This is a genomic window from Atlantibacter sp. RC6 (assembly GCF_014193285.1).
Taxonomy (GTDB): Bacteria; Pseudomonadota; Gammaproteobacteria; order Enterobacterales; family Enterobacteriaceae; genus Atlantibacter.
In genome coordinates this window covers 126993-151202 of the sequence record NZ_JACHZE010000007.1, presented here as the reverse complement: position 1 = coordinate 151202, position 24210 = coordinate 126993, and the positions used below count along the sequence as shown (strand labels likewise).

General features: G+C 56.9%; 18 protein-coding genes. 4 read left to right on the top strand and 14 right to left on the bottom strand.

The window, feature by feature from the left end:
• Positions 1–5 precede the first annotated feature (5 nt).
• The 6 genes from FHW74_RS16235 to FHW74_RS16210 form a co-directional block, all read right to left on the bottom strand.
• Positions 6–5948: a hypothetical protein gene (locus FHW74_RS16235; RefSeq protein WP_183171413.1), complete on the bottom strand. Its 5943-nt coding sequence runs from the start codon at positions 5946–5948 to the stop codon at positions 6–8.
• A gap of 320 nt (positions 5949–6268) precedes the next feature.
• Positions 6269–6607, bottom strand: a complete 339-nt coding sequence (locus FHW74_RS16230; protein ID WP_183171412.1) for a tryptophan synthase subunit beta — start codon at positions 6605–6607, stop codon at positions 6269–6271.
• A gap of 50 nt (positions 6608–6657) precedes the next feature.
• A complete protein-coding gene (gene lapD / locus FHW74_RS16225; RefSeq protein ID WP_183171411.1) occupies positions 6658–8601 on the bottom strand; it encodes a cyclic di-GMP receptor LapD in 1944 nt (647 codons plus the stop codon).
• Between the two features lie 9 nt (positions 8602–8610).
• The gene (lapG, locus tag FHW74_RS16220; protein ID WP_370528044.1) at positions 8611–9312 is read right to left on the bottom strand and encodes a cysteine protease LapG; all 702 of its coding nucleotides are present in this window, start codon (positions 9310–9312) and stop codon (positions 8611–8613) included.
• A 7-nt stretch (positions 9313–9319) separates the two neighbouring features.
• Positions 9320–10981: a Mur ligase gene (locus tag FHW74_RS16215; protein WP_183171410.1), complete on the bottom strand. Its 1662-nt coding sequence runs from the start codon at positions 10979–10981 to the stop codon at positions 9320–9322.
• Between the two features lie 114 nt (positions 10982–11095).
• Positions 11096–11788, bottom strand: a complete 693-nt coding sequence (locus FHW74_RS16210) for an IclR family transcriptional regulator (RefSeq protein WP_183171409.1) — start codon at positions 11786–11788, stop codon at positions 11096–11098.
• 170 nt (positions 11789–11958) lie between these two features.
• On the opposite strand from FHW74_RS16210, the gene FHW74_RS16205 reads away from it, so the two are divergent.
• The 3 genes from FHW74_RS16205 to FHW74_RS16195 are packed head-to-tail and all read left to right on the top strand — an operon-like array spanning position 11959 to position 15653.
• Positions 11959–14292 (top strand): molybdopterin-dependent oxidoreductase, encoded by a 2334-nt coding sequence (locus tag FHW74_RS16205; protein ID WP_183171408.1) that lies wholly within the window; start codon positions 11959–11961, stop codon positions 14290–14292.
• Positions 14293–14294: 2 nt separating this feature from the next.
• Positions 14295–14843, top strand: coding sequence for a 4Fe-4S dicluster domain-containing protein (locus tag FHW74_RS16200; protein WP_183171407.1), 549 nt, complete (start codon positions 14295–14297; stop codon positions 14841–14843).
• A 9-nt stretch (positions 14844–14852) separates the two neighbouring features.
• Positions 14853–15653 carry a DmsC/YnfH family molybdoenzyme membrane anchor subunit gene (locus FHW74_RS16195; RefSeq protein ID WP_183171406.1) on the top strand — a complete coding sequence of 267 codons (801 nt, stop codon included), beginning with the start codon at positions 14853–14855 and terminating at the stop codon, positions 15651–15653.
• A gap of 12 nt (positions 15654–15665) precedes the next feature.
• On the opposite strand, the gene yajL is transcribed toward FHW74_RS16195, so the two are convergent.
• Both yajL and panE read right to left on the bottom strand, forming a co-directional pair.
• Positions 15666–16256: a protein deglycase YajL gene (gene yajL / locus FHW74_RS16190; protein ID WP_183171405.1), complete on the bottom strand. Its 591-nt coding sequence runs from the start codon at positions 16254–16256 to the stop codon at positions 15666–15668.
• A complete protein-coding gene (gene panE, locus FHW74_RS16185; protein ID WP_183171404.1) occupies positions 16216–17130 on the bottom strand; it encodes a 2-dehydropantoate 2-reductase in 915 nt (304 codons plus the stop codon). Before panE ends, yajL begins: the two co-directional genes overlap by 41 nt.
• Positions 17131–17245: 115 nt before the next feature.
• Here panE and FHW74_RS16180 point away from each other — a divergent pair, with 115 nt between their 5' ends.
• A complete protein-coding gene (locus tag FHW74_RS16180; protein ID WP_183171403.1) occupies positions 17246–17737 on the top strand; it encodes a YajQ family cyclic di-GMP-binding protein in 492 nt (163 codons plus the stop codon).
• A gap of 25 nt (positions 17738–17762) precedes the next feature.
• Here the strand turns inward: FHW74_RS16180 and FHW74_RS16175 are convergent, their stop codons facing one another.
• The 6 genes from FHW74_RS16175 to cyoA all read right to left on the bottom strand — a co-directional run bounded on the left by FHW74_RS16175 (position 17763) and on the right by cyoA (position 24057).
• On the bottom strand, positions 17763–19130 hold the full coding sequence (locus FHW74_RS16175) for an MFS transporter (RefSeq protein WP_183171402.1): 1368 nt from the start codon (positions 19128–19130) through the stop codon (positions 17763–17765).
• 139 nt (positions 19131–19269) lie between these two features.
• Positions 19270–20157, bottom strand: coding sequence for a heme o synthase (cyoE, locus tag FHW74_RS16170; RefSeq protein ID WP_183171401.1), 888 nt, complete (start codon positions 20155–20157; stop codon positions 19270–19272).
• Positions 20158–20168: 11 nt separating this feature from the next.
• A complete protein-coding gene (locus FHW74_RS16165; protein ID WP_125294066.1) occupies positions 20169–20498 on the bottom strand; it encodes a cytochrome o ubiquinol oxidase subunit IV in 330 nt (109 codons plus the stop codon).
• A complete protein-coding gene (locus FHW74_RS16160; protein WP_183171400.1) occupies positions 20498–21118 on the bottom strand; it encodes a cytochrome o ubiquinol oxidase subunit III in 621 nt (206 codons plus the stop codon). The genes FHW74_RS16165 and FHW74_RS16160 overlap by 1 nt, the downstream gene beginning before the upstream one ends.
• A complete protein-coding gene (gene cyoB, locus FHW74_RS16155; RefSeq protein WP_183171399.1) occupies positions 21108–23099 on the bottom strand; it encodes a cytochrome o ubiquinol oxidase subunit I in 1992 nt (663 codons plus the stop codon). The genes FHW74_RS16160 and cyoB overlap by 11 nt, the downstream gene beginning before the upstream one ends.
• A gap of 19 nt (positions 23100–23118) precedes the next feature.
• Positions 23119–24057 (bottom strand): cytochrome o ubiquinol oxidase subunit II, encoded by a 939-nt coding sequence (gene cyoA, locus FHW74_RS16150; RefSeq protein ID WP_183171398.1) that lies wholly within the window; start codon positions 24055–24057, stop codon positions 23119–23121.
• Between the last annotated feature and the right edge of the window lie 153 nt (positions 24058–24210).

Below are 24210 nucleotides of genomic sequence, written 5' to 3'. Positions count from 1 at the left end.
TATAGTTACGAGACGGTATCCGGTTTGGCGATCAGGCTGTCCATCAGCGACTCATCGCCGCCATGGTAGCTATCCGTCGCAGGATCGGCTGGGGCGATTTCCGCAACCGGCGTGGCGTGGCCCTGGGCCGCGTCGTCCGCGGTCTGGGTGCCGTTGCCTTGCTCCACCACCTTGATCAGCGAGCTCAGATCCTGGCTGTTATCGGTATCGCCCAGCACTTCGCTCATTACGATAGGTTGCGCGCCGCTGCTGGTGTCAGGCGCAGCCGTCGTGCTGGCTTGCGCCGGGGCCGTATCCGCCGTTTCCGCATGCGTCTCCTCCATATCGCCCAACAGATTGCTGAGTGATGTTTCAGATGGCGGCGTCAGCGTTGACGCAGCGGTCTGCGCACTGGCCTGGTCGCTGTCGATGTGGTTGAGGCTGATGTCATCTTCCGCAACCAGCAGCGTCGGCGCTGCGGTAGGGTCATCGGCAGGTGCCGCGGCATCATGCTGCGCGTCGTGTTCCGTCACGCTGTCATGGGTATCGGTATCTGCACCGTCATGGTCCACCAGCATCATCCGGCTGGACATCATCTCAGGCTCAGGCGCGTTAGTTTGCTCGCCGGTTTCGCCATCGAAGGTGAAGTGCGTTTCCGGATGATCGCTGGCGGTGGAGAGCACATCCAGCCGGATCTCATCCAGATGATCGGTACCCTTCGCCAGCTCGACCGTAACGGTGCCTTTAAAGCTGGCGCTATCCAGTTCAAAGGTATAAATCCCGTCCTTATACGCCGCCTGGCTGCCGTCCGAGGCGATAACTTTCGCCCCTTCCGGAATGCCGCTCAGCTTCAGCTCCGTCAAATGATCGGCGCTGTTTTCGCTGATCAAAGCCACGCTCACGTCCAGCGCCACCTGATGCACCGACGGCTGGGTAAAGGAGGTGGTTGTGCCGCCGCCATGGGTTTTGGAGGCGCCGTCGCCGAAGATCACCCCTTCAATCTGGTTGGAGTTTTCGTACAGCCCTTTGCCATTAACGGTTGAGACCTTCAGCCCGTCATAGGTGTTGTCCTGGCTATTGGCGTTATTATTCGATGACGATGTCACCTTATAATTACTGCTGTCGCCTTTGACGAAGATATAGTCTTTGCCGACGCTACCTTCGTTGCCACGCGTACCGGTGAAGCTCTTCACTTCACGGAACTCTTCCCGGCCGTTGGTCCAGTCGCCCTGGCGGTAGTAGCCGCCGGTCTTATCACCGACCACGAAAATATCCGAGTAGTGGCCGGAGTTGGAGTTCACGTTGCCTGACTGATCGTAATACTTAATCTGGTTGGCGGGATCGGCGGCTTTCGGCGCTTCATCCCCGGCGATACCCAGATATTTGCTGCTCTGCGTCAGCCAGACGCGCACGTTAGACCCGATGGCGATAATCTTGCCGTCCTGGACGTCAAAGCCGTTTGGATTGCCGCTGCCGCCGTTGATCTGCATGATTTTACTGCCAACGGCGACATCGCTTTCCGCGACCTGGACCGCTGCTTCCACGCGTGAGGCCACCGCTGGCGTCGCGCCGGTATCGCTATGCGATCCGTTACCAGAATCTGAACCCGTACTGGGGTTGCTTCCGAGTACCGGGGCTGGCGTAGTCGTCCCCGTATCGGTATCCGGCGTTGCGACAGGATCGGTATCGCCCCAGGACTCGCTCAGCACACCCGTTGAGCCATCAAAAGTGAAGTGGGTGTCATGGTGCTCGCTGGCGGTGGAGGCCACCTCCATCTGGATCTCGCCCAGATGATCGACGCCTTTCGCCAGCTCAACCGTGATCGTTCCTTTAAAGGTCGGGCTGCTCAGGTCGATGGTGTAAGTGCCGTCTTTATAGGTCACCGTACTGCCGTCGGATACCACCACTTTCGCGCCTTCCGGGATACCGGTGAGCTTAATTTGCGTCAGCTGTTCGGCGTTGTGATCGCTGGACAGATTGAGGTCAACGTCCAGCGTTACCTGCTGAACTTTGGTTTCCACAACGGTGGTGGTAGTGCCGCCATCGGCTGTTGTTTTGCCGTCACCAAAAATCACGCCTTCGATCTGATTGGAATTGCCATACAGATCTTTACCGCCGCTGGTGGTGACTTTCAGCCCGTCGTAGGTGTTGTCCTGGCTATTGGCGTTATTGTTTGACGACGACGTGACTTTATAGTCGCTGCTGTCGCCTTTAACGAAGATATAGTCTTTGCCAACCTGGCCCGCTTCACCCCGGTTACCGGTGATACCGTTTAACGGCCTGAAATCCTCTTTGCCGCCGGTCCAGTCACTTTGTTTATAGAAGCCGCCAGTCTTATCGCCGACCACAAAGATATCCGAGTATTTACTCGAATCTGAGTTCGCATTGCCGGACTGGTCGTAATACTTAATCTGGTTAGCCGGATCGGCACAGGTTGGCGGGGTATCGCCCACAATGCCGTTATACGGGCTATCAGGCGTTAACCACACGCGAACATTGGAACCGATAGCGACGATCTTGCCGTCCTGAATATCGAAACCATCCGGATTGCCGCTGCCGCCGTTGACCTGAATAATTTTGCTGCCGGTGGTGACTTCGGTTTGAGTGACCTTAACCGAGACGTCGAGTTTGATATTGGCGTCGGAGTCGGCGTCGGAGTCGGCATCGGCATCGGCATCAGCGTCCGCGTCGGCATCCGCATCGGCATCCGCATCTGCGTCTGCATCGGCGTCCGCGTCCGCATCTGCATCTGCATCGGAATCGGCGTCGGCATCCGCGTCGGCGTCTGCATCGGCATCGGCGTCTGCGTCGGCATCAGCATCGGCGTCCGCATCCGCATCCGCATCGGAATCAGCGTCGGCATCGGCATCCGCGTCAGCGTCCGCATCTGCATCAGCATCAGCGTCCGCATCAGCATCGGCATCAGCGTCCGCATCAGCATCGGCGTCAGCGTCTGCATCGGCATCTGCATCTGCATCAGCGTCTGCATCGGAATCCGCGTCTGCATCGGCATCAGCATCTGCGTCGGCGTCGGCGTCGGCGTCCGCATCGGAATCCGCATCAGCGTCTGCGTCCGCGTCCGCATCGGAATCAGCGTCTGCATCAGCATCGGCATCTGCGTCCGCATCCGCATCTGCATCTGCATCAGCGTCTGCGTCGGCATCTGCATCTGCATCAGCGTCCGCGTCTGCATCAGCGTCCGCGTCTGCATCAGCGTCTGCATCTGCATCAGCGTCTGCATCGGAATCCGCGTCTGCATCGGCATCGGCGTCCGCATCGGCGTCTGAGTCAGCATCGGAATCGGCATCCGCATCGGAATCGGCATCCGCATCGGAATCGGCGTCCGCGTCTGCATCCGCGTCGGAATCTGCATCGGAATCGGCATCCGCATCGGCGTCGGCGTCTGAGTCAGCATCTGCGTCTGCGTCTGCGTCTGCGTCTGCATCGGCGTCCGCGTCCGCGTCCGCATCTGCGTCCGCATCGGCATCGGCGTCGGCGTCCGCATCTGCGTCCGCATCGGCATCGGCGTCGGCGTCGGCGTCGGCGTCCGCATCTGCATCTGCATCGGCATCGGCATCGGCATCGGCATCGGCGTCTGCATCCGCATCGGCGTCCGCGTCCGCGTCGGAATCGGCGTCCGCGTCTGCATCCGCGTCGGAATCTGCATCGGCATCGGCGTCTGCATCAGCGTCCGCGTCTGCATCAGCGTCTGCGTCGGCATCAGCGTCCGCATCGGAATCGGCGTCTGCATCGGCGTCCGCGTCTGCGTCGGCATCCGCGTCGGCATCCGCGTCGGCATCCGCGTCAGCGTCCGCATCTGCGTCGGAATCCGCATCGGAATCGGCGTCGGCATCGGAATCCGCGTCTGCATCGGCATCGGCATCGGCATCTGCGTCCGCATCGGCGTCGGCGTCGGCGTCCGCATCAGAATCCGCGTCAGCATCTGCATCTGCATCTGCATCAGCATCTGCATCAGCATCGGCGTCCGCATCGGCGTCTGAGTCAGCATCTGCATCAGCGTCGGCATCAGCATCGGCGTCCGCGTCCGCATCTGCGTCGGAATCCGCGTCGGCATCGGCGTCCGCGTCTGCATCAGCGTCTGCGTCTGCGTCAGAATCGGCGTCTGCATCCGCATCAGCGTCCGCGTCGGAATCGGCGTCTGCATCGGCGTCAGCGTCTGCGTCTGCGTCGGAATCGGCGTCTGCATCGGAATCTGCGTCGGCATCCGCATCGGCGTCTGCATCGGAATCTGCGTCGGCATCCGCATCGGCGTCTGCATCGGAATCTGCGTCGGCATCTGCATCTGCGTCCGCATCGGAATCGGCATCGGCATCTGCATCCGCATCGGCGTCTGCATCGGCGTCTGCGTCGGCATCTGCATCGGCGTCCGCATCCGCATCGGAATCGGCGTCTGCATCTGCATCAGCGTCCGCGTCTGCATCGGCGTCTGCATCGGCGTCCGCATCGGCATCAGCGTCTGCGTCCGCATCAGCGTCTGCGTCGGCATCCGCGTCGGCGTCCGCGTCCGCGTCCGCGTCGGAATCGGCGTCCGCGTCTGCATCCGCGTCGGAATCTGCATCGGCATCGGCATCGGCATCTGCGTCGGCGTCGGCATCCGCGTCAGCGTCCGCATCGGCGTCCGCATCGGCGTCCGCATCGGCATCGGCGTCTGCATCGGCATCTGCGTCAGCGTCAGCGTCTGCGTCGGCATCCGCATCTGCGTCTGCATCGGCGTCAGCGTCTGCATCAGCGTCTGCATCGGAATCCGCGTCTGCATCGGCGTCGGCGTCCGCATCCGCATCTGCGTCCGCATCAGCATCCGCATCGGCATCGGCATCGGCATCGGCATCGGCATCGGCATCCGCGTCAGCGTCCGCATCCGCATCGGAATCGGCGTCGGCATCCGCGTCTGCGTCCGCGTCCGCGTCCGCGTCAGAATCAGCATCGGCGTCTGCGTCTGCGTCAGAATCGGCATCTGAGTCGGCGTCCGCATCGGCATCGGCATCCGCGTCAGTATCAGCATCAGCGTCGGCATCGGCATCAGCATCAGCATCTGCATCTGCATCCGCATCGGCGTCTGCATCAGCATCAGCGTCGGCATCAGCGTCCGCATCAGAATCTGAGTCGGAATCGGCATCCGCATCTGCATCAGAATCCGCGTCAGCATCAGCATCAGCGTCGGCATCAGCGTCCGCATCAGAATCTGAGTCGGAATCGGCATCGGCATCTGCATCAGAATCCGCGTCAGCATCTGCATCTGCATCTGCATCTGCATCTGCATCGGCATCAGCGTCTGCATCGGCATCTGCATCAGCGTCTGCATCGGCATCTGCATCAGCGTCCGCATCGGAATCGGCATCCGCGTCTGCATCAGAATCGGCGTCTGCGTCTGCGTCAGAATCGGCATCTGAGTCGGCATCCGCATCCGCATCCGCATCGGAATCGGCATCCGCGTCTGCGTCAGCATCAGCATCCGCATCCCCATCATCAACATCCAACAACGTAAGCTCTTCTACTGGAGCGTCGTCAGAAAAATCGAGGCCGATGGTTGGGTAACCCGCGTTGGGATCGACGATTTCACCTGTCAGATCCAGTACCACATGCGTATGGGCACCGCCCGCGCCAGGCGTGCCGCCGCCACTTGCGCCGGCTTGCGGGCCTGCTGCGGTTGGGTCGAGGGTTTGTGTTGGGTCCATACCGTCGGCAATGGCTTGTTGCAGCGCGGCGACGTCGGATTGTTCGCTGGCCGCAGGAAGGGTGATGCCATTTGCATCCCATACGGTATCGCGGCCAAGATCGAGAGTTTTACCATCAGCGAGAGACAATGTTACCGCGCCTGCTGCGCCGGTAAGCACTTGCTCGCCTTCAAATATTCTGTCGCCTTCAATTAGCAGGCGCTGGCTTCCATCGGGGGAAACAACAAAAACTTGTCCTATGACGGCCTTTACCAGACCAACTGCTCCACTCATATGAATGTCCTTCGCTATTTTTTATTTTTGTTAGAGGGTCCCTTTATGCTGTGCACGTGGTTGATCTGAAGGGACATCAGCAAGCATTGCTTATGAAAATGACAATAATAATGAAAGATGATTTACGATATTTTAACCTGGATATTAAACCGCTTTTTGGGTGATATATTCAAGGGATAAATGATTTAGGGTAAGGGATAGCAGCAGGAAGGCCCCGATAAATAAGGGCCTGATATGAATGTCTTTTAAGCACCCACCATAATTAGTAGTTTGATGGCGGTTATTAAAAAATAATTAACAGTATATCTACATTTCCTAAATTAAATTAACTGCTCATCGTCATTAATTAACCCTTCCAGACCGCTTAATTGACGACGCGCCTGGGCACGGTTCATTAATTTTGTCTGCGCGGCATGGGGCAGGTCGGTAATACTAATAACGCCTTTACTCATTAAGACTTCAATTAAGTCTTCCAGCACACGCACCATTTCCAGGTCGCTACGCTGCAGTTGTAACAATGTGGCCGTTCGCGCGTCCTGTTTTTTAAGCCATTCGCCGATTTCCGGCGTGGTGTGTTGCTGCTCTTCCGTCATCCCGATGAAAGGCGTCGCCGCCACCCGAATAATCCGTCCTGTGGCATCCCGTTCGATATAGTGCATATTCGCTCCTTTCGTCGAGTGAGCCGGGCAACGCGGGTTGCCCGGGTGGGTTAAGGGCGCAGCGTGCTCGCGTCGCCAAAGAAACGTCCCATCGCGCCATAAAGGCCGATTTTTTCCAGTTCAGCCAGTTCGCCCATGGTTTCAACGCGCTCGGCGATCAGCGGTAAATTGATCTGCCGTGTGGCCCAATATATAGCCTGGATGAATAGTTTCTTGTCTTCTTCTTTATTCAGATTGCGGATATAGCTGCCGTCCACTTTGATCCACGCCAGCCCCCATTGCGGCAGGTTGCCGATGAGATGGAAGCGGCCGCCAAAATGCTGGATCCCCAGATTACAGCCGGCGTCTTTCAGCCTGGACATAATCGCGCTGACGCGCTCCGGGTCGGGCAGTTCATTTTCGTCCAGCTCCAGCGTCAGGCGTGAAGCCAGCTGCGGCGCGCTTTTTAATGGGGCCAGTAGCGCATCAAGGCTGGCGTCGTCGGCGACGCTTTCTCCGCTGATGCTCAGGGCGACGTTTTCCTGCGATTTGGCCATTTCACGCAGCGTCTGTTTCAGCATCACCTGGTCCATGCGTTTGCCCAGCCCGAGACGGTGGATCCACGGCATAAAACGTCCCGCCGGAATGATTTCACCCTTTTCCGTTTTGATGCGCGCCAGAATTTTATGGTGCAACACCACCTGCTGAGAGTTGCACTGGTAAACCGGCTGGGAGTACAGCGCGAAAGATTCCGACTGCATCACCGCCGCCAGACGGTTGTACCAGGTGTGGTGATCGTCGCCGCTGACCACCGTCAGCGCCCGGGACTGGCTGGCGAAATAACTCATCTCGGTTTCCGCCATCGCCAGCAGGTTATCGGCGCGGATCAGCACGGCCTGCGGCGTGTCGCCAGAGTAAAAATCCGCCTGGGCAAAGTGCGCCACCGGGGCGACATCGCTCAGCCCGGTCTCATGCAGGGTCTTGAACTGCGAAGCCAGGGTGCCCATCAGCGTTTCCATCTCCTGCGGGAGGATCGTGGGGGCGACGAGGGCGAACTCCCCGCCACGCACCCGGGCCAGCAGCCCGTCGCCATGGAAAAATCGCTGCTGTACGTTAAGCAGAATTTTCGCCACGGCTTTGAGCAACTCATCGGTTTTGGCTCCGCCCATGCGCTGGTTAAGGCCCATCAGATCCTGCAAGCGGATCAGAATCAGGTGGCCCGAGGCGTTTTCTTCATCGCTGAGGCGCGACTGCAAATGAATATCAAAGGCGCGGCGGTTGCTCAGGCCGGTCAGGCTGTCGTGATAGGCCTCCTGGCGCAGGGCTTCGGTGCGCTGGGCCTGCTCGTTAAACAGCGCTTTTAGTTGAGTCACCATCATATTGATGGTTTCAATCACCCGGCGGAACTCCGGCGTTTTCGGCAGGGCAGGGAGATTAAGAAACTCACGGCGGCTGATGGCGGTGGCCTGTTCGACGATATAATTCAGCGGCCGTAACTGGCGGCGCAGCAGCAACATGGCACCCAGCAGGCCGAGCACACTACAGCTAAGCAGCCAGATCAGGCTGCCGATGGTGTTGTCCCACAACCGGCTCAGCGCGAACATCGGATGGCTGACCACTTCCACGCGCGCCACCTGCTCCCAGCCGCGGGAAACGATGGCGTCGCCCTGGCCCGGGTTAATACGCACCAGATCGGCGAACCAGCCCGGTACGTCGGCGTTTTGCGGTGCATCGTTGCGTTCCTGGATGACCTGACCGGTTTTAATATCGATAACCCGAATGCGGGAAAAATAGCCGCTGTCGAAAATCGAACTTACCATCAGTTCCACCATGGTCGGGTCATCGATATTGGCGGTTAACGAGACGCCCAGCGCGGTGGCGGCATCCTGAGCATGAGCGCTTAACTGGTTTCGGTATTGTTCACGCGAGCTTTCCAGCGAGACGAAGAAATTCCCGCAAAAAATCACCAGCGTGAACAGACAAATGCCGATCAGTAGCTGTTTGTATAAGGACATGGCTACTTCCTATTCATTAATCACAAATCCTTCTGCACGCATTCGGGTCAGAAGATCTTGCCAACGGGAAAGACGCTTGCTGTCACCCACGCGTTTATTGCTGCCCGCCTGCGGCAGCCACATTCCTTCACCGTTGAAGGAATAAACCGGCAGCAGATCGGGGCGCTGGGTGGCGGGTAATATCGCGTCTTTTAAATTATCAAGCACCAACGGAATGGCATTCGGGGTCGGATACCATGTCAGTACCATATGCGCCTGATTTAATTGCAACGCTTTAACGTAGGTGATCCGCAACTGGCTGGCCGGGACCCCCATTTCGCGCAGAGTGAAATATTTGGCGATGGCGTAATCTTCGCAATCGCCGGCTCCTTTACGCAAAAATTCGATGGGCGTCGCCCAGTAATCCTGCTGACGCCACACCACAATATCGTCCTTAAATTCCAGACGTTTATTAAAAAATTGATTTACCCGGCGGAGGGTTTCCCGCACGTCGCCATCCGGCGGGTTTTTCAACAGCGCCGCCCAGTCGTCGATGCGCCGTTGCGCCTGCGGCGTGGCGACGCCGTACAGCCGTTTGGTGCTGTTATCAATCGCGACGAAATCCCAGTCGGCTTCCAGCCCTGGCGACAGCATCAGCAGCAGGGCCAGCCAGCAGGGCAGGCCGTTTCGCCGCCAGCGGGCGCCGTGAAGCGCTGAGAAAATAGCGGTCATCACCGGATTAACCGTTACGTTGCGTCATGGGTTTATGCCGGTATTTGTAGTACGCGACATAACCGGAAAGGTAATGCTCCACGTCATCGATCCGCACCCGGTAGCTGTGATGGCGAATAAAAAAGCTGCCGACGATGCGCGCCGGGTTTTTAAAGAACATCGCCAGTTCCGGCCAGAAAAAGCCGTTCGCCAGGTATCGGGCGCGGGTTTCCAGCGCCAGATTGAATTTATCGAGATCAAATCCCTCCAGCAGGTGGCGATGCCCGGATTCAGCGAGCCGGGTAATCATATGCGACGCCGCCATCATCAGCTCCAGCAGCGTCGGGTAGGTCGTTACCCGGTTAAGCACAAAATCAAGATGGTCGCGCACGTTATCCAGCCCGAACTGGTAATAGCGCTCCAGCGGGCGGTAGCGGGTCAGTTCATTAATGCAGTAGCTCAGCCAGTGGTCATGCGCCTGCCAGTGCTTCTGTTCAATAAAATGATCCACCGCCTTTTCGACGATGTTTAACCACTGCGGATCCTGGGTCAGTTCGTACAGCCGCATCAGGGCGAACGCGGCTTCGCCGTCGTAATAGATAATCCGCTGTTCGGCTTTGAGGGATAAATCCGTCGCATGCAGGACATGAACAAATCCGCCGGTTTCCGGGCGCTGCATAAAGGCGATGCCCTGCGCCAGCCGGGCCATTTGCGCCAGATATCGCCGGTCGCCGGTGAGCTCGGTGTATTTCGCCATCGCCAGGATCGCCACCGCGTTACCGCCGAGTTTGATCTCATCGCCGGTATCCACCAGGAAATCAGCCTCGCCGCCGCCCGGCAGGGGACAGGTTTTTATCAGTTCGCCCGAGAGATCCGCAAGCGCCCGTTTAATGGCGTCGAAATGCGCGGCATCGCGGGTAATTTCCCAGCCTTCCAGCAGCGCGTAGGTCGAGCTGGCGTGGCGCAGGGTGTTATAAGTCGGAATCGCGCGATCGAAACAGGGAAACCAGCCGTAATGGTAGCGGCCCGATTTTTTTACCTGGCGCGCCAGATAATCGGTGGCGCTGTGGATCATCGGCTCCAGCGATTGCTGCCAGCGCAGTAACTGGCGATAGCCGGAATGGCGGCCCTGGGGCGTCAGCGTGTGGCAGTGATGGCCTTCGCAAAAGATCCCCTGGGTGGTAAAGCGCCACAATACCTGCTCATCATGTTGCGGCCAGTCGAGTTTTACGCCGTAGCGGTAGCGGGAATAGTGCGCCAGATTGGTGGCATTCGGCGTAGCGACGCCTTCGGTTCCCTGATACAGCAGCGCATTAGCGTTAATTTCCTGTTCGAGGATGGCGTGGGTAAAGTCGCTGTCAAAACTCAGGCCGAAGCGGAAATAGTTGCGCTTGGTTTTGCTGAGTTTTTCTTTTAATACATCCCAGCGCAGCGCTTCGGTTTTATTCACGGCATCAATGCGTAGCCAGAGGTACTGTCTGTCGTTTTTTTGACGCAGGCGCTGTAACGCCGCCGCGCCATCCAGCCAGGCTTCCGCAAACGTTGCGCCGCGCGCGCAATGAATGTCCGCGCGATCCTTCCCCGTGGAGGCGCTGAAAAACAGGACATAAGCGGGAAACGGCGCAGGCAGGGCGTTGGCGCACGGCTCAATAGCCACGCGCGCCTGTTCCAGTAAATCACTTAATGACACGGTTACTCCTTGTCGCGCCGAAAGTAAGGGGGGATGCGCCGCTGTATTACGGCTCTGTTTTCATTAATTATTGATGGAGGTTATAACACAACGCGGTTTCTTCAAATATGTCCGCTATAAACGAATCTGACTTAATGCGCTTTTTAATTCCTGGGCGACCCGGAAAATCTCGTCGTCATTGTCAAAAAAGCCCATGGTGACGCCGATGGCGACCAGCGTCCCGTGGCTATCGCGGATCGGGCAGGCGATGGACTGCGCGCCGGGAATGCCGTGGGTAGGTTTATAGCGCACCGCGTAGCCTTGCTGGCGTACCCGGTCAATCTGGACGCGCTCCTGTTCGCTGGGCGAGGGATAAACGCCGTAGCTCATAAAAATCAGCCCCGCGGCGCTGGCGTCCAGCGGCACCGGCGTGTTGTCGAGAAAATCGATATCGACGTTTTTAAAACTGCGGTGATAGTGGCGCAGCACCAGGCCTTCTGACGTGGGGATGGCGACGCCGGTGGAGTAATTCATCCGATCGCGGAAATCGCACAGCACCCGGTTCACCAGGGTGATGGCATCCTGATTACCGGGCACCGCATCAGCCAGTTTAATTAATGTTTCGCCCAGGCAGTATTGGCCGTTTTCATCCTGATTTAACATGCCGGTACGCGTCAGTGAAACCAGATATTTATGCAGGCGGCTCTTTGATAAACCGCAGCCGCTGGCGATGGCGCTGGCCCGGGCGCACCCGCGCTGGCTGGCAAGGTATTGAAGAATGGCGACAGCGATATCAACGGAATTCACACCCTGTACATTATCTGTCATATAACGGCCTCTTAATTTTCGCACGTCAGTTTACCATCTTTCTTTTACGGTCAGGCGATTACGATGAAACAGAATGTATGCATACCCTAAAATGAGTATTCGTTGATTATCCTCAAGTACACCATTGGTGTACGGTGGTTAACTTATGGTGAACCACTGGAGGAGTCATCATGGAAGCATTGAGCCAATACCGTTTAAAACGAAGAACCCTTTTAAAAGGGCTGGGTGTGGTTGGGCTTGCCTCGCTCAGCCCCTGTTTCTTTACCTCAGGCAGCGCGCAGGCAGAACCGCTGCGCCGCGTCCCCCTGAAACTGTCTGATTACAAAACCTACCGTTCCACCTGCGCGATGGAGTGTTTGCACTGCAACCTGACGGCTTATGTGTACCAGGACCGTCTGGTAAAGATCGAGGCAAGCAAAGACTTCAACGTGAAATGCTGCCTGCGCGGTATCAGCCGTACCAAATGGGTCTATCACCCGCAGCGCCTGACTCAGCCGCTGTTGCGTACCGGTGAAAAAGGCGAAGGCAAATTCAAGCCGATTAGCTGGGATGAAGCCCTCGACCGCATCGAAAAAGAGATCCGCACCGTCATTGCCGAACAGGGCAACGAAGGGCTGCTGATCACCACCCATGCCGGGAATATGGACTCCATCAAGAACGACATGGGCAAGGCGTTTTTCGACTATCTCGGCGGCTCCACTAAGCAGATTGGCTCGCTGTGCTGCGCGGCGGTCACCGCGTCGATGACGCCGATGCTGGGGCTGCGCTACGCCGACACCCGCGACACCATCCCCGACAGCCGCTTTATCCTGTGCTGGGGCAACAACCCGGCGGTCACCATGCACGCCTACTGGAAAAACTACGCTCAGGCGCAGAAAAACGGCGCGCGGATCGTGGTGATCGACCCGCGCTTCAACGAAACCGCCGCCAAAGCGGACGAGTGGATCCCGATTGTGCCCGGTACCGATATCGCCCTGGCGCTGGGGATGATCAAAATCATCGTCGAGGAGCAGCGCTACGACGCGCCGTTCCTCCGGGCGCATACCGGCGCGGTGTACCTGGTGGATAAAGACCAGAAGCTGATGCGCCAGTCTGCGGAGGATGTCGACAGCTATCTGGTGTTCGATACCCAGAGCAAAACACTGGTGCGCCATGACGCCGAAGGCATTGTTCCGGCGCTGTTCAACGAGGAACTGCCGCCGGACAGCCCGTTCACCACGGTGATGAGCGAGATTTACCAACAGGCGAAGCCCTGGACGCTGGAGAAAGTGAGCGCGGAAACCGAGATCCCCGAGCACACCATTATTCGGTTAACCCGCGACTACGCCAGCACCACGCCGTCGATGATTGTCCAGAACATGTCCGGCGCTCAGCGTACCGAGTTTGGTACTTATGTCGCCGCCAGCCAGTTCTACCTGGCGCTGATCACCGGCAATATCGGCAAACGCGGGGCTGGGGTATGCGATGCCGGCGGTGCGCGCCAGATGGCGAAGTTCTCGCCGATTATTCCGCCGGCCCCGAACGCCAAAAAAATCCCGCCGATCCCGGTGTCGAAGATCGGCGAATGGATTGTTCAGGGCAAGCCCAACCCGATTAAGTTCTGGTGGAACATGACCATGGGGGCCATGACGCAGTTGCCCAACACCAATATGGTGCGCGAAGCGTTCAAGAAAGTGCCGTTTGTGGTGGTGGCCGATAACCTGATGACCTCCTCGGCGCTGTATGCCGATTTGGTGCTGCCGGTGACCACGATTTTCGAAGACGTTAGCCTGATGGCCGGGGTGCGCAGCCACTACGTCCAGTTGATGGAAAAAGCCGTCGAGCCGCCCGGAGAAGCCAAACCGGATTACTGGATTTTCGCCCGTCTGGCGGAGCGCTTCGGATTCGGCGAGGTGTTCAACCAGCCGATTGAGCATTACATCGACGCTTGCCTGAAAGGCTCCGGCATCACCCGCGAAATGCTGGCGAAAGGCCCGGTGCGCCCGGTCGAAGGGGACTGGATCCCGTTCAAGGACGGCGTGTTCCGCACCACCACCAAAAAAGCCCATCTGTTTATCGAAGAGTGGCAGCAGAAGAAATTCTCCCCGGTGGTGACCTGGATGCAGGTCAGCGAATCGGTTAAAGGTTCGCCGGAGCTGGCGCAGAAATACCCGCTGTTTGCGGTACAGCGCAAACTGGCGCGCAGCGTACACTCCAGCCACGGTATGAACCCCTGGATACTGGAAGTTCAGCGCGACAAGCCGAATGTGATGATCCATCCGGAAGACGCCCGTCGCCGGGGCATTCAGCACGGCGAATGGGTAACGGTGTTTAACCACCGCGGCGAACATCGCGCCATTGCCGACGTGACCACCCATATCAAAAAAGGCGTGGTATCGCTGGAAAACGGCTGGTGGGAACAGCAGGGCGGCAGCAGCAGTCATGTGACCAACGATCAGGTGGATTTACTCAGTAACGGGCACTGCTGTAACAGCACGCTGGTCGATGTGAAAAGGGAGGCGTAATCATGGCGAAGCAATACGGATTTCTTATCGACATTAAAAATTGCTACGGCTGCAAGACCTGTAGCATGGCGTGTAAGTCGGAACACGATAACCCGCCTGGCGTACTGTGGCGGCGAGTGCGCGAGTTCACCAGCGACAATCCCAATACCCAGGGATTTATCACCATGTCCTGTAACCACTGCGACGATCCGCAGTGCATGAAAGTGTGCCCGGCGGGCACCTACACCAAGCGCCCGGACGGTATTGTGGTGCAGGATCATGAGCGCTGCATCGGCTGCCGCATGTGCATTATGGCCTGCCCGTACAACGCGCCGGTGTTCGATCCGGCGGAGGGCAAAACCAGCAAATGCAACATGTGCGCCGAGTATATCGATCAGGGGATGAAGCCGCGCTGCGTCGAATCCTGCCCGGGCGGCGTGCTGCGCTTTGGCGAGATCGAGCAACTGCGCGCTGAGCATCAGACCGACTGGGCGCTGGTGGAGAAGCGCTATTACATGCCGGATCACACCATCAGCCACCCCAACGTGGTGATTATTCCGGCGGACGAGTAAGGAGGAGTTATGGAACATTTCGAACTGCCGCTGGTATTTTTCACGGTGCTGACCCAGTGGGGCATCGGCGCGCTGCTGGCCGTGGTGATTGGTCAACAGCGCGTCGTGCCGGTATTCGCGCCGCAGGTGGTAAAGCGAGTCGCCCTGTTTGTCTGGCTGGTGACGGTCATTGGTTCGCTGGCGTCTATCGCGCACCTCGGCGCGCCGATGGGGGCGCCGCGCGCGCTGTATGGCCTGGGGCACTCCTGGCTCAGCCGCGAAGTGGTGGCGTTTTTCCTGCTCAACGTGCTGACGACGCTGTGGCTGCTGATGGTGTGGATAAATTTCACCGCCAGCGTCGTCACGTTGGTGGGGATGATTACGGTGCTGGTCGGGTTCGCGGCGATTCTGGTGAGCTCGCAGGTGTATTACCAGATGGTACTGCATCCGCTGTGGCATAGCCCGGCGACCCAACTGGCGTTTATCGGCTGCGCGCTGCTGCTGGGGTTTGTGTCGATTGCGGTATTCACCAGTCTGTGGGGCAGCGAAGTGGCGCGTCGGTTGCGGATTGGCGTGATGGTCGGCGTGGCGGTGGTGGCCTGCGCGCTGGTCTGGCGCTATCGCGTCGCCGGGGCGGATGCGGCCAGCCTGCTGCTGTGGTGGCAGATGCTGGCGAGTCTTGCCATCGGTGTGGCGCTGTTCGCCACGCTGCGCCACGGTAAGCTTGCCGCGTGGGCTGGCGTACTGGCGATTGCGCTGGTGTTTACCGGTGAGATTGCCGGCAGGATGCTGTTTTACAGCAACGTGATGAGCGGTGCGCCCTGGTTTTAGGGCGCACGGCATTCAGTCGCGGTAGTTATAGATACCCGACGCCAGCACTAACTGAGCCGCCACCTCGGCGGCTTTTTCTTTGCCCATCAGCAGGTCGATGATCTTCAGTGCGAAATCCATTGAGGTGCCTGGTCCCTGGCTGGTCAGCAATTTGACGCGGTCATCGTAATAAGCGCGTTTCTCCATCCATTTCTCTTCCGGGATGGTCTGCTTGAGACCGGGAAAACCGGTCATATTGCCGAGCGGGAACAGATCGTGGGGTATCAATACCGTACCCGGTGAGGCGCACATCGCCGCCACCAGCCGTCCGGATAAATGGAACTGGCGTACGGTTTCCACCAGCAGCGGGCTGTCGCGAAAGCATTCTGCGCCTTTGAGTCCGCCGGGCAGTACAATCACGTCAAAATCACCGTCGGCCACTTCCACCAGCGGCGCATCCGCCAGCAGCTTCACGCCGCGCGAGCAGACAATCGTTAAATTGCCATCGCTGGCGACGCTGGCGGTGGTAACGGATATACCGCCGCGCACCAGCAGATCGATGGTGGTGACCGCTTCGGTCTCTTCAGTGCCAGGGGCGAGGCAGATCAGTGCCGATGCGCTCATATTCACTCTCCTTTCGCTTAACGCGTTCATAAAGACGGCTGTTAACGGGAAGCGCCAGCCCATGGGCACGGGCGCGGCGCAGCAGGTAACCCGTAATGTAATCAATTTCAGTATGGCGCTGCATGCGAATGTCCTGCAGCATCGAGGAAATATTTTCAGCAGTGCTGTCGATGACCTGGTCGGCGAAATAGCGCAGGCTTTCCGGTGAGGTGTGATAGCCCTCGCGCACCATAACCTGCGCCACTTCCTGGCAGATTTCGTCGATATCATCCGGATGATGACGCAGCTCGCCGTTGGGGCAGTCGAGCAGGGCGGTGAGCGGGTTGATAACGCAGTTTACCGCCAGCTTCTTCCAGCATGAGGCGTTGATATCGTCATGCCACGCTACGTCCGGCAGAGCCTGGTGCAACTGTTCCGCCAGCTCGCTGTAATTCTTGCCCTGCGGATTGGCCGGGCCGATATGGGTAATGCCGTTGGCGACATGGGTGATCACGCTGCCGTCGCGCCGGGCGGCGTGGGTGGTGGCACCCATTAACAGCGGCTGTTCGACCCGGCTTAACTCTTCACGCGTCCCCATGCCGTTGTGAATTAACAGAATCGGGCTGGAGGCGGGAAGTATTTTCGCCAGCGGGGCTACCGCATCCGACACCTGCCACGCTTTGAGCGTCACTAACAGCAAATCGCTTTGCGCCAGAAAGTCGGGATCGTTGGCAATAATCGACTCGTTATAGATGGTTCCGTCGGTATCTTGCAGATCTATACTGCAAAAGGGTTGGGGAATGCGCAGCCATCCCTGAAGCTCATGACCCTGTCGTAACAGCGCGATCAGCCAGAGTTGCCCCAATGCACCACATCCCAGTACGGTAATTTTCATGATTTGCTCCTCACCGGCCAACAAGCCTGGTGTTTTGTCCTGGGGTTTGATACGAGTTGTTTTATGTAACGTTGCGGGTATTATGCAACGCACACAGAGAGAGGGAGAACAAAACATGCCATCTTTTGACATCGTATCTGAAGTCGATCTTCAGGAAGTTCGCAACGCCGTGGACAATGCGACCCGCGAAGTCGAGTCACGTTTCGATTTTCGCGGCGTGACGGCGGAATTCGAACTGAACGATAAAAACCAGACCATAAAGGTGCTGAGCGAGTCCGATTTCCAGGTCAATCAGCTGATCGATATTCTGCGCGCCAAGCTGCTGAAACGCGGCATTGAAGGCAGTTCTATCGAAGTGCCGGAAGAGTTCGTGCACAGCGGTAAAAACTGGAGCGTGGATGCCAAACTGAAGCAGGGCATCGAATCCACCGTTGCCAAGAAAATCGTTAAGCTGATTAAAGACAGCAAGCTGAAAGTACAGGCGCAGATCCAGGGTGAAGAGATTCGCGTCACCGGTAAGTCGCGCGATGACCTGCAGGCCGTGATGGCGCTGGTGCGCGGCGGCGATTTAGGCCAGCCGTTCCAGTTTAAAAACTTCCGAGATTGATAAAAGGCCGGGTAACCGGCCTTTTTTATGCCAGCCCTTTCACCACTTGTTCGATCTCAAAGCGGTTAGTCACTTTGCTGTCGATTTTGACGTAGGCGCTGTGCTCCTGCGCCACCACTACCGCTTCGCTGACCCCCGCTTTAGCTAACAGCCGCGCCTTGAGCGCGTCATCAGCCGGTACGTCTTCCGGCAGCTCAACGCGAATGCTGCTGACGTAGGGCGGTTCGTCCATGGTAAAGCCGATCATCAGCCACAGCGCGGCCAGCAGCGCGCCCGCTAAAAACACCGTTTGAGTATCGAAATACTGCGCCAGCCAGCCGCCGAGCGAGCCGCCAATCGCCACGCCTAAAAACTGGCTGGTGGAGTAAACGCCCATCGCCGTGCCTTTATAGCCCGCCGGAGACTCTTTACTGATAAGCGACGGCAGCAGCGCTTCCATTAAGTTAAACGCCACAAAGAACAGCTGGATGCCGAGGATTTGCTGCCACAGCAGCGGGCCCGCGCCCCACAGCACCACTTCGGCAATGGCGATCACCATAATGCAGAACACAAAGACCCGCTTCATGCGGCGCTTTACTTCGGCGTAAATAATAAACGGCACCACCGACACAAAGGCGATCAGCATGGTGACCAGATAAATTTTCCAGTGCTCCGCCGCCGGATAGCCTGCCGCTTCCAGCTGGTGGGGGAGGGCGACGAAGGTCGACATCAGCAGAATATGCAGGCACATAATGCCGATATTCAGCTTGAGCAATTTTTTGTTGGCCAGCACCTTGCTGAAGCAGCCTTTCACCATGCCCGATTCGCGATTAAGCACGTGGTTTTCGCTGTTGGGGACGACCCACAGCGTCAGCAAAATACCCAGCGCCGCCAGAATGGCGATCATCCAGAACAGCGCGTGCAGGCCCAGCGCATGGGTGACAATAGGGCCAATCACCATGGCGATAGCAAAGGTGACGCCGAAACTGACGCCGATAAACGCCATCGCTTTGGTGCGGTTTTGCTCGCGGGTTAAATCAGACAGCAGGGCCATTACCGCCGCGGCAATCGCGCCGGAACCCTGTAGCGCGCGGCCTAAAATCACGCCCCAGATCGAGTCGGTCATCGCCGCAATCACGCTACCCAGCACAAAAATCGCCAGCCCGCCGACGATCAGCGGCTTACGGCCAATGCGATCGGAGAGCAGGCCGAAAGGAATTTGAAACACCGCCTGCGCCAGGCCATAGATGCCAATCGCCAGCCCGATTAAAGCTTCGCTGGCACCCTGAAGCGCCATGCCATACGTGGTGAGCACCGGCAACACCATAAACATGCCCAACATTCGGAGCGAAAAAACGGTTCCCAGGCCCCACGTTGCGCGTCGCTCAAGCGGGGTCATTTTATTGTCGTTCATTACCACCTCAGATGAAAAACCGGCACTAATTATATAGGTGAGAGGGGGAGGGTAAATTACCGGTTGGTGAGCGAATATTACAGGGATTAAGCGAGGAAGGCGTTATGAAAAAAGGGTGCCGTAGCACCCTTTTTGGAAATTACCAGACGTAAGTCAAAAGATTATGCGAGTCCGGCACCATAAAGTCGATGGACATCATAAAGCTCAACGAGGTAATCGCGACGATGGAGAACACGAACAGCTTACGCGCCCACACTCTGTCGTCTTCCACTTTGTAGCCCTTCAGCGCCATGCCCAGCCACCAGACGCTCACTGCCGCAGCCACCACCAGATATTTATATCCGGCATAACCGCCCAGCGAGAGCATCAGCGTCGCCACGGCGAAAGCGATGATATACAGCGTAATATGGTTTTTCGCGACCGAAATCCCTTTTACCACCGGCAGAACCGGGATGTTCGCCGCCTGGTAATCTTTGAAACGGAAGATGGCAATCGCATAGGAGTGCGGCATCTGCCAGAGACTAAAGATAGCCAGCAGGATAGCTGCGCCGGTATCAAACTCGTTGGTGACCGCGCAGTAGCCAATCACCGGCGGCGCAGCGCCCGAAAGGCTGCCAATCAGCGTGCCGTAAACGGAGTTGCGCTTCATGTACAGGCTGTAAACGCCGACATAAACCACAAAGCCCATCACGGCCAGCCACATGGCGAGCGGATTCGCGCCAAACCACAGCAGCATGAAGCCAGCAATACCCAACAAGGTGGCGTAAACCAGCGTTACGTTCGGCGAAATCAGGCCTTTAACCAGCACCCGGTTTTTCGTCCTTTCCATCTTGCGGTCAATATCACGGTCAATGACGTTGTTGTAAACACAACCCGAAGCCACTACCAGCGATACGCCGACCAGCGTGTAAATGAACAGGGGATAATCAATACTGCCCTTCGAGGCCAGCAAAAATCCCCCAATGACAGAAATTAAATTGCCGAAAATAATTCCTGGTTTCGTGACTTGCAGGTATTGCTTAATCATACGTGCCGCTCTTAGTGAACCATCATGTTCTCGTTAAGGCTCCACATGATCCAGATAGAACCTACCACTACGATTGCGATAATCAGCAACGTAAAGACAAAGGCCACCAGGTTCCAGCGCTCCTCGGAGGAGGCGTTCATGTGCAGGAAGCACACCAGGTGAACCAGAATCTGTACCACGGCTGTTGCCACAACCACACCGAGAAGCGTGCCCTGTGAGGCGGTGCCGCTCATCACCATCCAGAACGGGATCACGGTCAGAATAACTGACAGGATGAACCCGATAAGGTAGGTTTTGACGCCGCCGTGATGAGCGCCAGCGTGATCGGTAGAATGACTCATTACATCGCCCCCATCAGATAGACTACAGAGAATACGCAAATCCAGACCACGTCCAGGAAGTGCCAGAACATGCTCAGGCACATCAGGCGGGCGCGGTTGTTATGGGTCAGGCCGCGACGGGAGACGTGAATCATCATCACTGCCATCCAGATCAGACCGGAGGTCACGTGCAGACCGTGGGTACCCACCAGCGCGAAGAAGCCGGACAGGAAGCCGCTGCGATCCGGCCCGAAGCCTTCCGCGATCAGGTGATGGAATTCATAGATTTCCATCCCAACGAAGCCCGCGCCGAACAGGAAGGTCAGGGCAAGCCAGGACATCACCTGGCCCTGGTTGTTTTTGTTCATGGCGATCATCGCCATGCCATACGTGATGGAGGAGAACAGCAGCAGGAAAGTTTCAACCAGCACAAACGGCAGTTCGAAAATGTCCTTACCGGTCGGTCCCCCGGCAGTGCCGTTCACCAGAACGGCATAGGTAGCGAACAGACATGCAAAGAGAATGCAGTCGCTCATCAGGTAGATCCAGAAGCCAAATACCTTATTGGCTCCTGCATCGTGGTGGTGCCCATGTTCATGGTTGCCATGGGCCAGCGCGTCATTAATCGTCTCAGTTGACATTTTTCAGCCCTGCTTTGGTAATTTCGTCGAAATGCTGGTTTTCCAGTTTTTCGATGGTGGCAACGGGTACGTAGTAATCCACGTCTTCATCAAAGCTCTTCGCAATCCAGGTGATCACGATACCGGCGAAGCCGATAATCGCCAGCCACCAGATATGCCAGATCATGGCAAAACCGAAGATGGTGCTGAACAGGCCGATGTAGATACCCGCAGCGCTGTTTTTCGGCATATGAATTTCTTCATAGTGCGCAGGCTGTTTGTAGGCTTCACCTTTCTCTTTCATTTCCCAGAACGCGTCGCGCTCGTGAACTTCCGGCAGTACCGCAAAGTTATAGAACGGCGGCGGAGAAGCAATTGCCCACTCCAGGGTACGCGCGCCCCACGGGTCACCGGTCAGATCGCGGTTTTTGTTGCGGTCGCGGACGCTGACGAAAATCTGCATCACGATGCACAGAATACCGCAGGCAATCAGCAACGCGCCGATTTCAGCAACCACCATCAGCGGCATAAACAGCGGGTCGATGTCCTGGCTTACGCGACGGGTCATACCCATGAAGCCCATGGCGTATAGCGGCATAAAGGTCACGAAGAAGCCGATGATCCAGAACCAGAATGCGCGTTTGCCCCAGGTTTCGTTCATGGTGTAACCGAAGGCTTTCGGCCACCAGTAGGTCATACCGGCAAAGCAACCGAAAACCACACCGCCGATGATGACGTTATGGAAGTGCGCAATCAGGAACAGGCTGTTGTGCAGAACGAAGTCCGCGCCCGGTACTGCCAGCAGTACTCCGGTCATCCCACCGATGGAGAAGGTGATGATGAAGCCGATAGTCCACAGCATGGCGGAGTGGAACTGGATACGACCCTGGTACATGGTGAACAGCCAGTTGAAGATCTTCACCCCGGTCGGGATGGCGATAATCATCGTGGTGATACCAAAGAAGGCGTTAACGTTCGCGCCGCTACCCATGGTGAAGAAGTGGTGCAGCCAAACGATGAACGACAGAACCGTAATCGCGATAGTCGCCCATACCAGCGAGGTATAACCAAACAGACGTTTTCTGGAGAAGGTCGAGGTGACTTCAGAGAACACGCCGAACACTGGCAGCACAAGGATGTACACTTCCGGATGGCCCCAGGCCCAGATCAGGTTCACGTACATCATCATGTTGCCGCCCATATCATTGGTAAAGAAATGGGTGCCCAGATAGCGGTCCAGGGTCAGCAACGCAATGGTGACGGTTAAAATCGGGAACGAGACAATAATCAGTACGTTAGTACACAGTGCCGCCCAGGTGAAGACCGGCATTTTGAACATGGTCATGCCCGGGGTACGCATCTTCAGAATCGTCACGAAGAAGTTAATACCCGTTAGCGTCGTACCGATACCGGATAGCTGGAGACTCCAGATCCAGTAATCGACCCCCACGCCGGGACTGTACTCTATGCCCGATAGCGGCGGATACGCCACCCAGCCGGTCTGGGCGAATTCGCCGACCCCCAGGGAAACGTTCACCAGGATTACCCCAACCACCGTGAACCAGAAGCTCAGGTTGTTCAGGAACGGGTAGGCCACGTCGCGCGCGCCGATCTGCAAAGGAACGACTATGTTCATCAGACCGATAACGAACGGCATCGCCACGAAGAAGATCATGATTACGCCGTGGGCGGTAAAGATCTGATCGTAGTGGTGCGGCGGCAGGAAGCCCGGTTCGCCCGCGGACACCAGCAGTTGCTGGGTACGCATCATAATGGCGTCGGCGAAACCACGGACCAGCATCACAATCGCCACCAGGATATACATGATACCCAGACGTTTGTGGTCTACTGACGTAAGCCACTCATTCCATAAATATGACCACTTACCGAAGTAAGTGATAGCTGCCAGTAACGCCGCGCCTCCGACGATAATTGCAGCCACCGTAACCATGATAATCGGCTCATGGTACGGAATTGCATCCAGTGTAAGTTTTCCGAACATCGTATTATTCCTCGGCCCCTTAGTGAGAGGTTTCCCCGTGATTCATGTCCATGCCTTCGTGGGCGTTGTGCTCCCCTTCCGACTGAGTCACGTCCAGGCTTTTCCCGTGTCCCATGAATTTGTTGATCACATCGACAAACAGATTCGGTTTAACACTGGAGAAGTATTCAACTTTGTTAAATTCGCTTGGGGCTGCCAGCTTCTCGTAGGTCGCCATATCGTTCATGACGGTTGGAGATTGTTTGGCTTTAGCCACCCACTGGTTGAAGGTTTCCATATCCGGCGTCGCGATAGCGTTGAACTTCATACCGGAGAAACCCGCACCACTGTAGTTAGCGGAAATGCCGTTATAGGTGCCAGGCTCGTTGGCGATCAGATGCAGTTTGGTCTGCATGCCCGCCATCGCATAAATCTGGCTGCCCAGGCGCGGAATAAAGAAGGAGTTCATCACCGAGTTAGAGGTGATTTTGAATTCCACCGGGGTGTTGGCCGGGAAAGCGATTTCATTCACCGTCGCGATGCCTTGCTCCGGATAGATGAAGAACCATTTCCAGTCCATCGCGATCACTTCAATGGTTACCGGCTTCGCGTCGTGCACCAGCGGTTTGCTGGGCTCAAGCGAGTGCGTGGTTTTCCAGGTCAGTACGGCGAGGAAGATAATGATAAGGATAGGAATGGTCCAGACAACCGCTTCCACCTTGTTAGAGTGGGACCAGTTGGGGCTGTATTTAGCATCCTTGTTGGTCGCCCGATATTTCCAGGCAAAGCCGATCGCCATCACAATGGCAGGGATAACGACGATCAACATCAGCCCGAGGGCGGTCAGTATCAACGAACGTTGCTCGAGTCCAATCTGTCCTTTTGGGTTGAGAAGCGCAGAATCACAGCCACTGAGTAATACAGTACCCGCGATTAATGACAACAATCCCAAACTTTTATTGTATTTCCTGAGTCTCATTTAACGACCTCAATTCAGGGGGGATTCTGGTGGCGGTTAAAGTGTGCCGGCATTTTACGGGAAGGTTACAACACTGTAAACATTAATGGCATTGTGTCAGCGCAGTGTTACCGGGTTCTGCCATACCTATCACAGATGTTGCAACTTATTTCA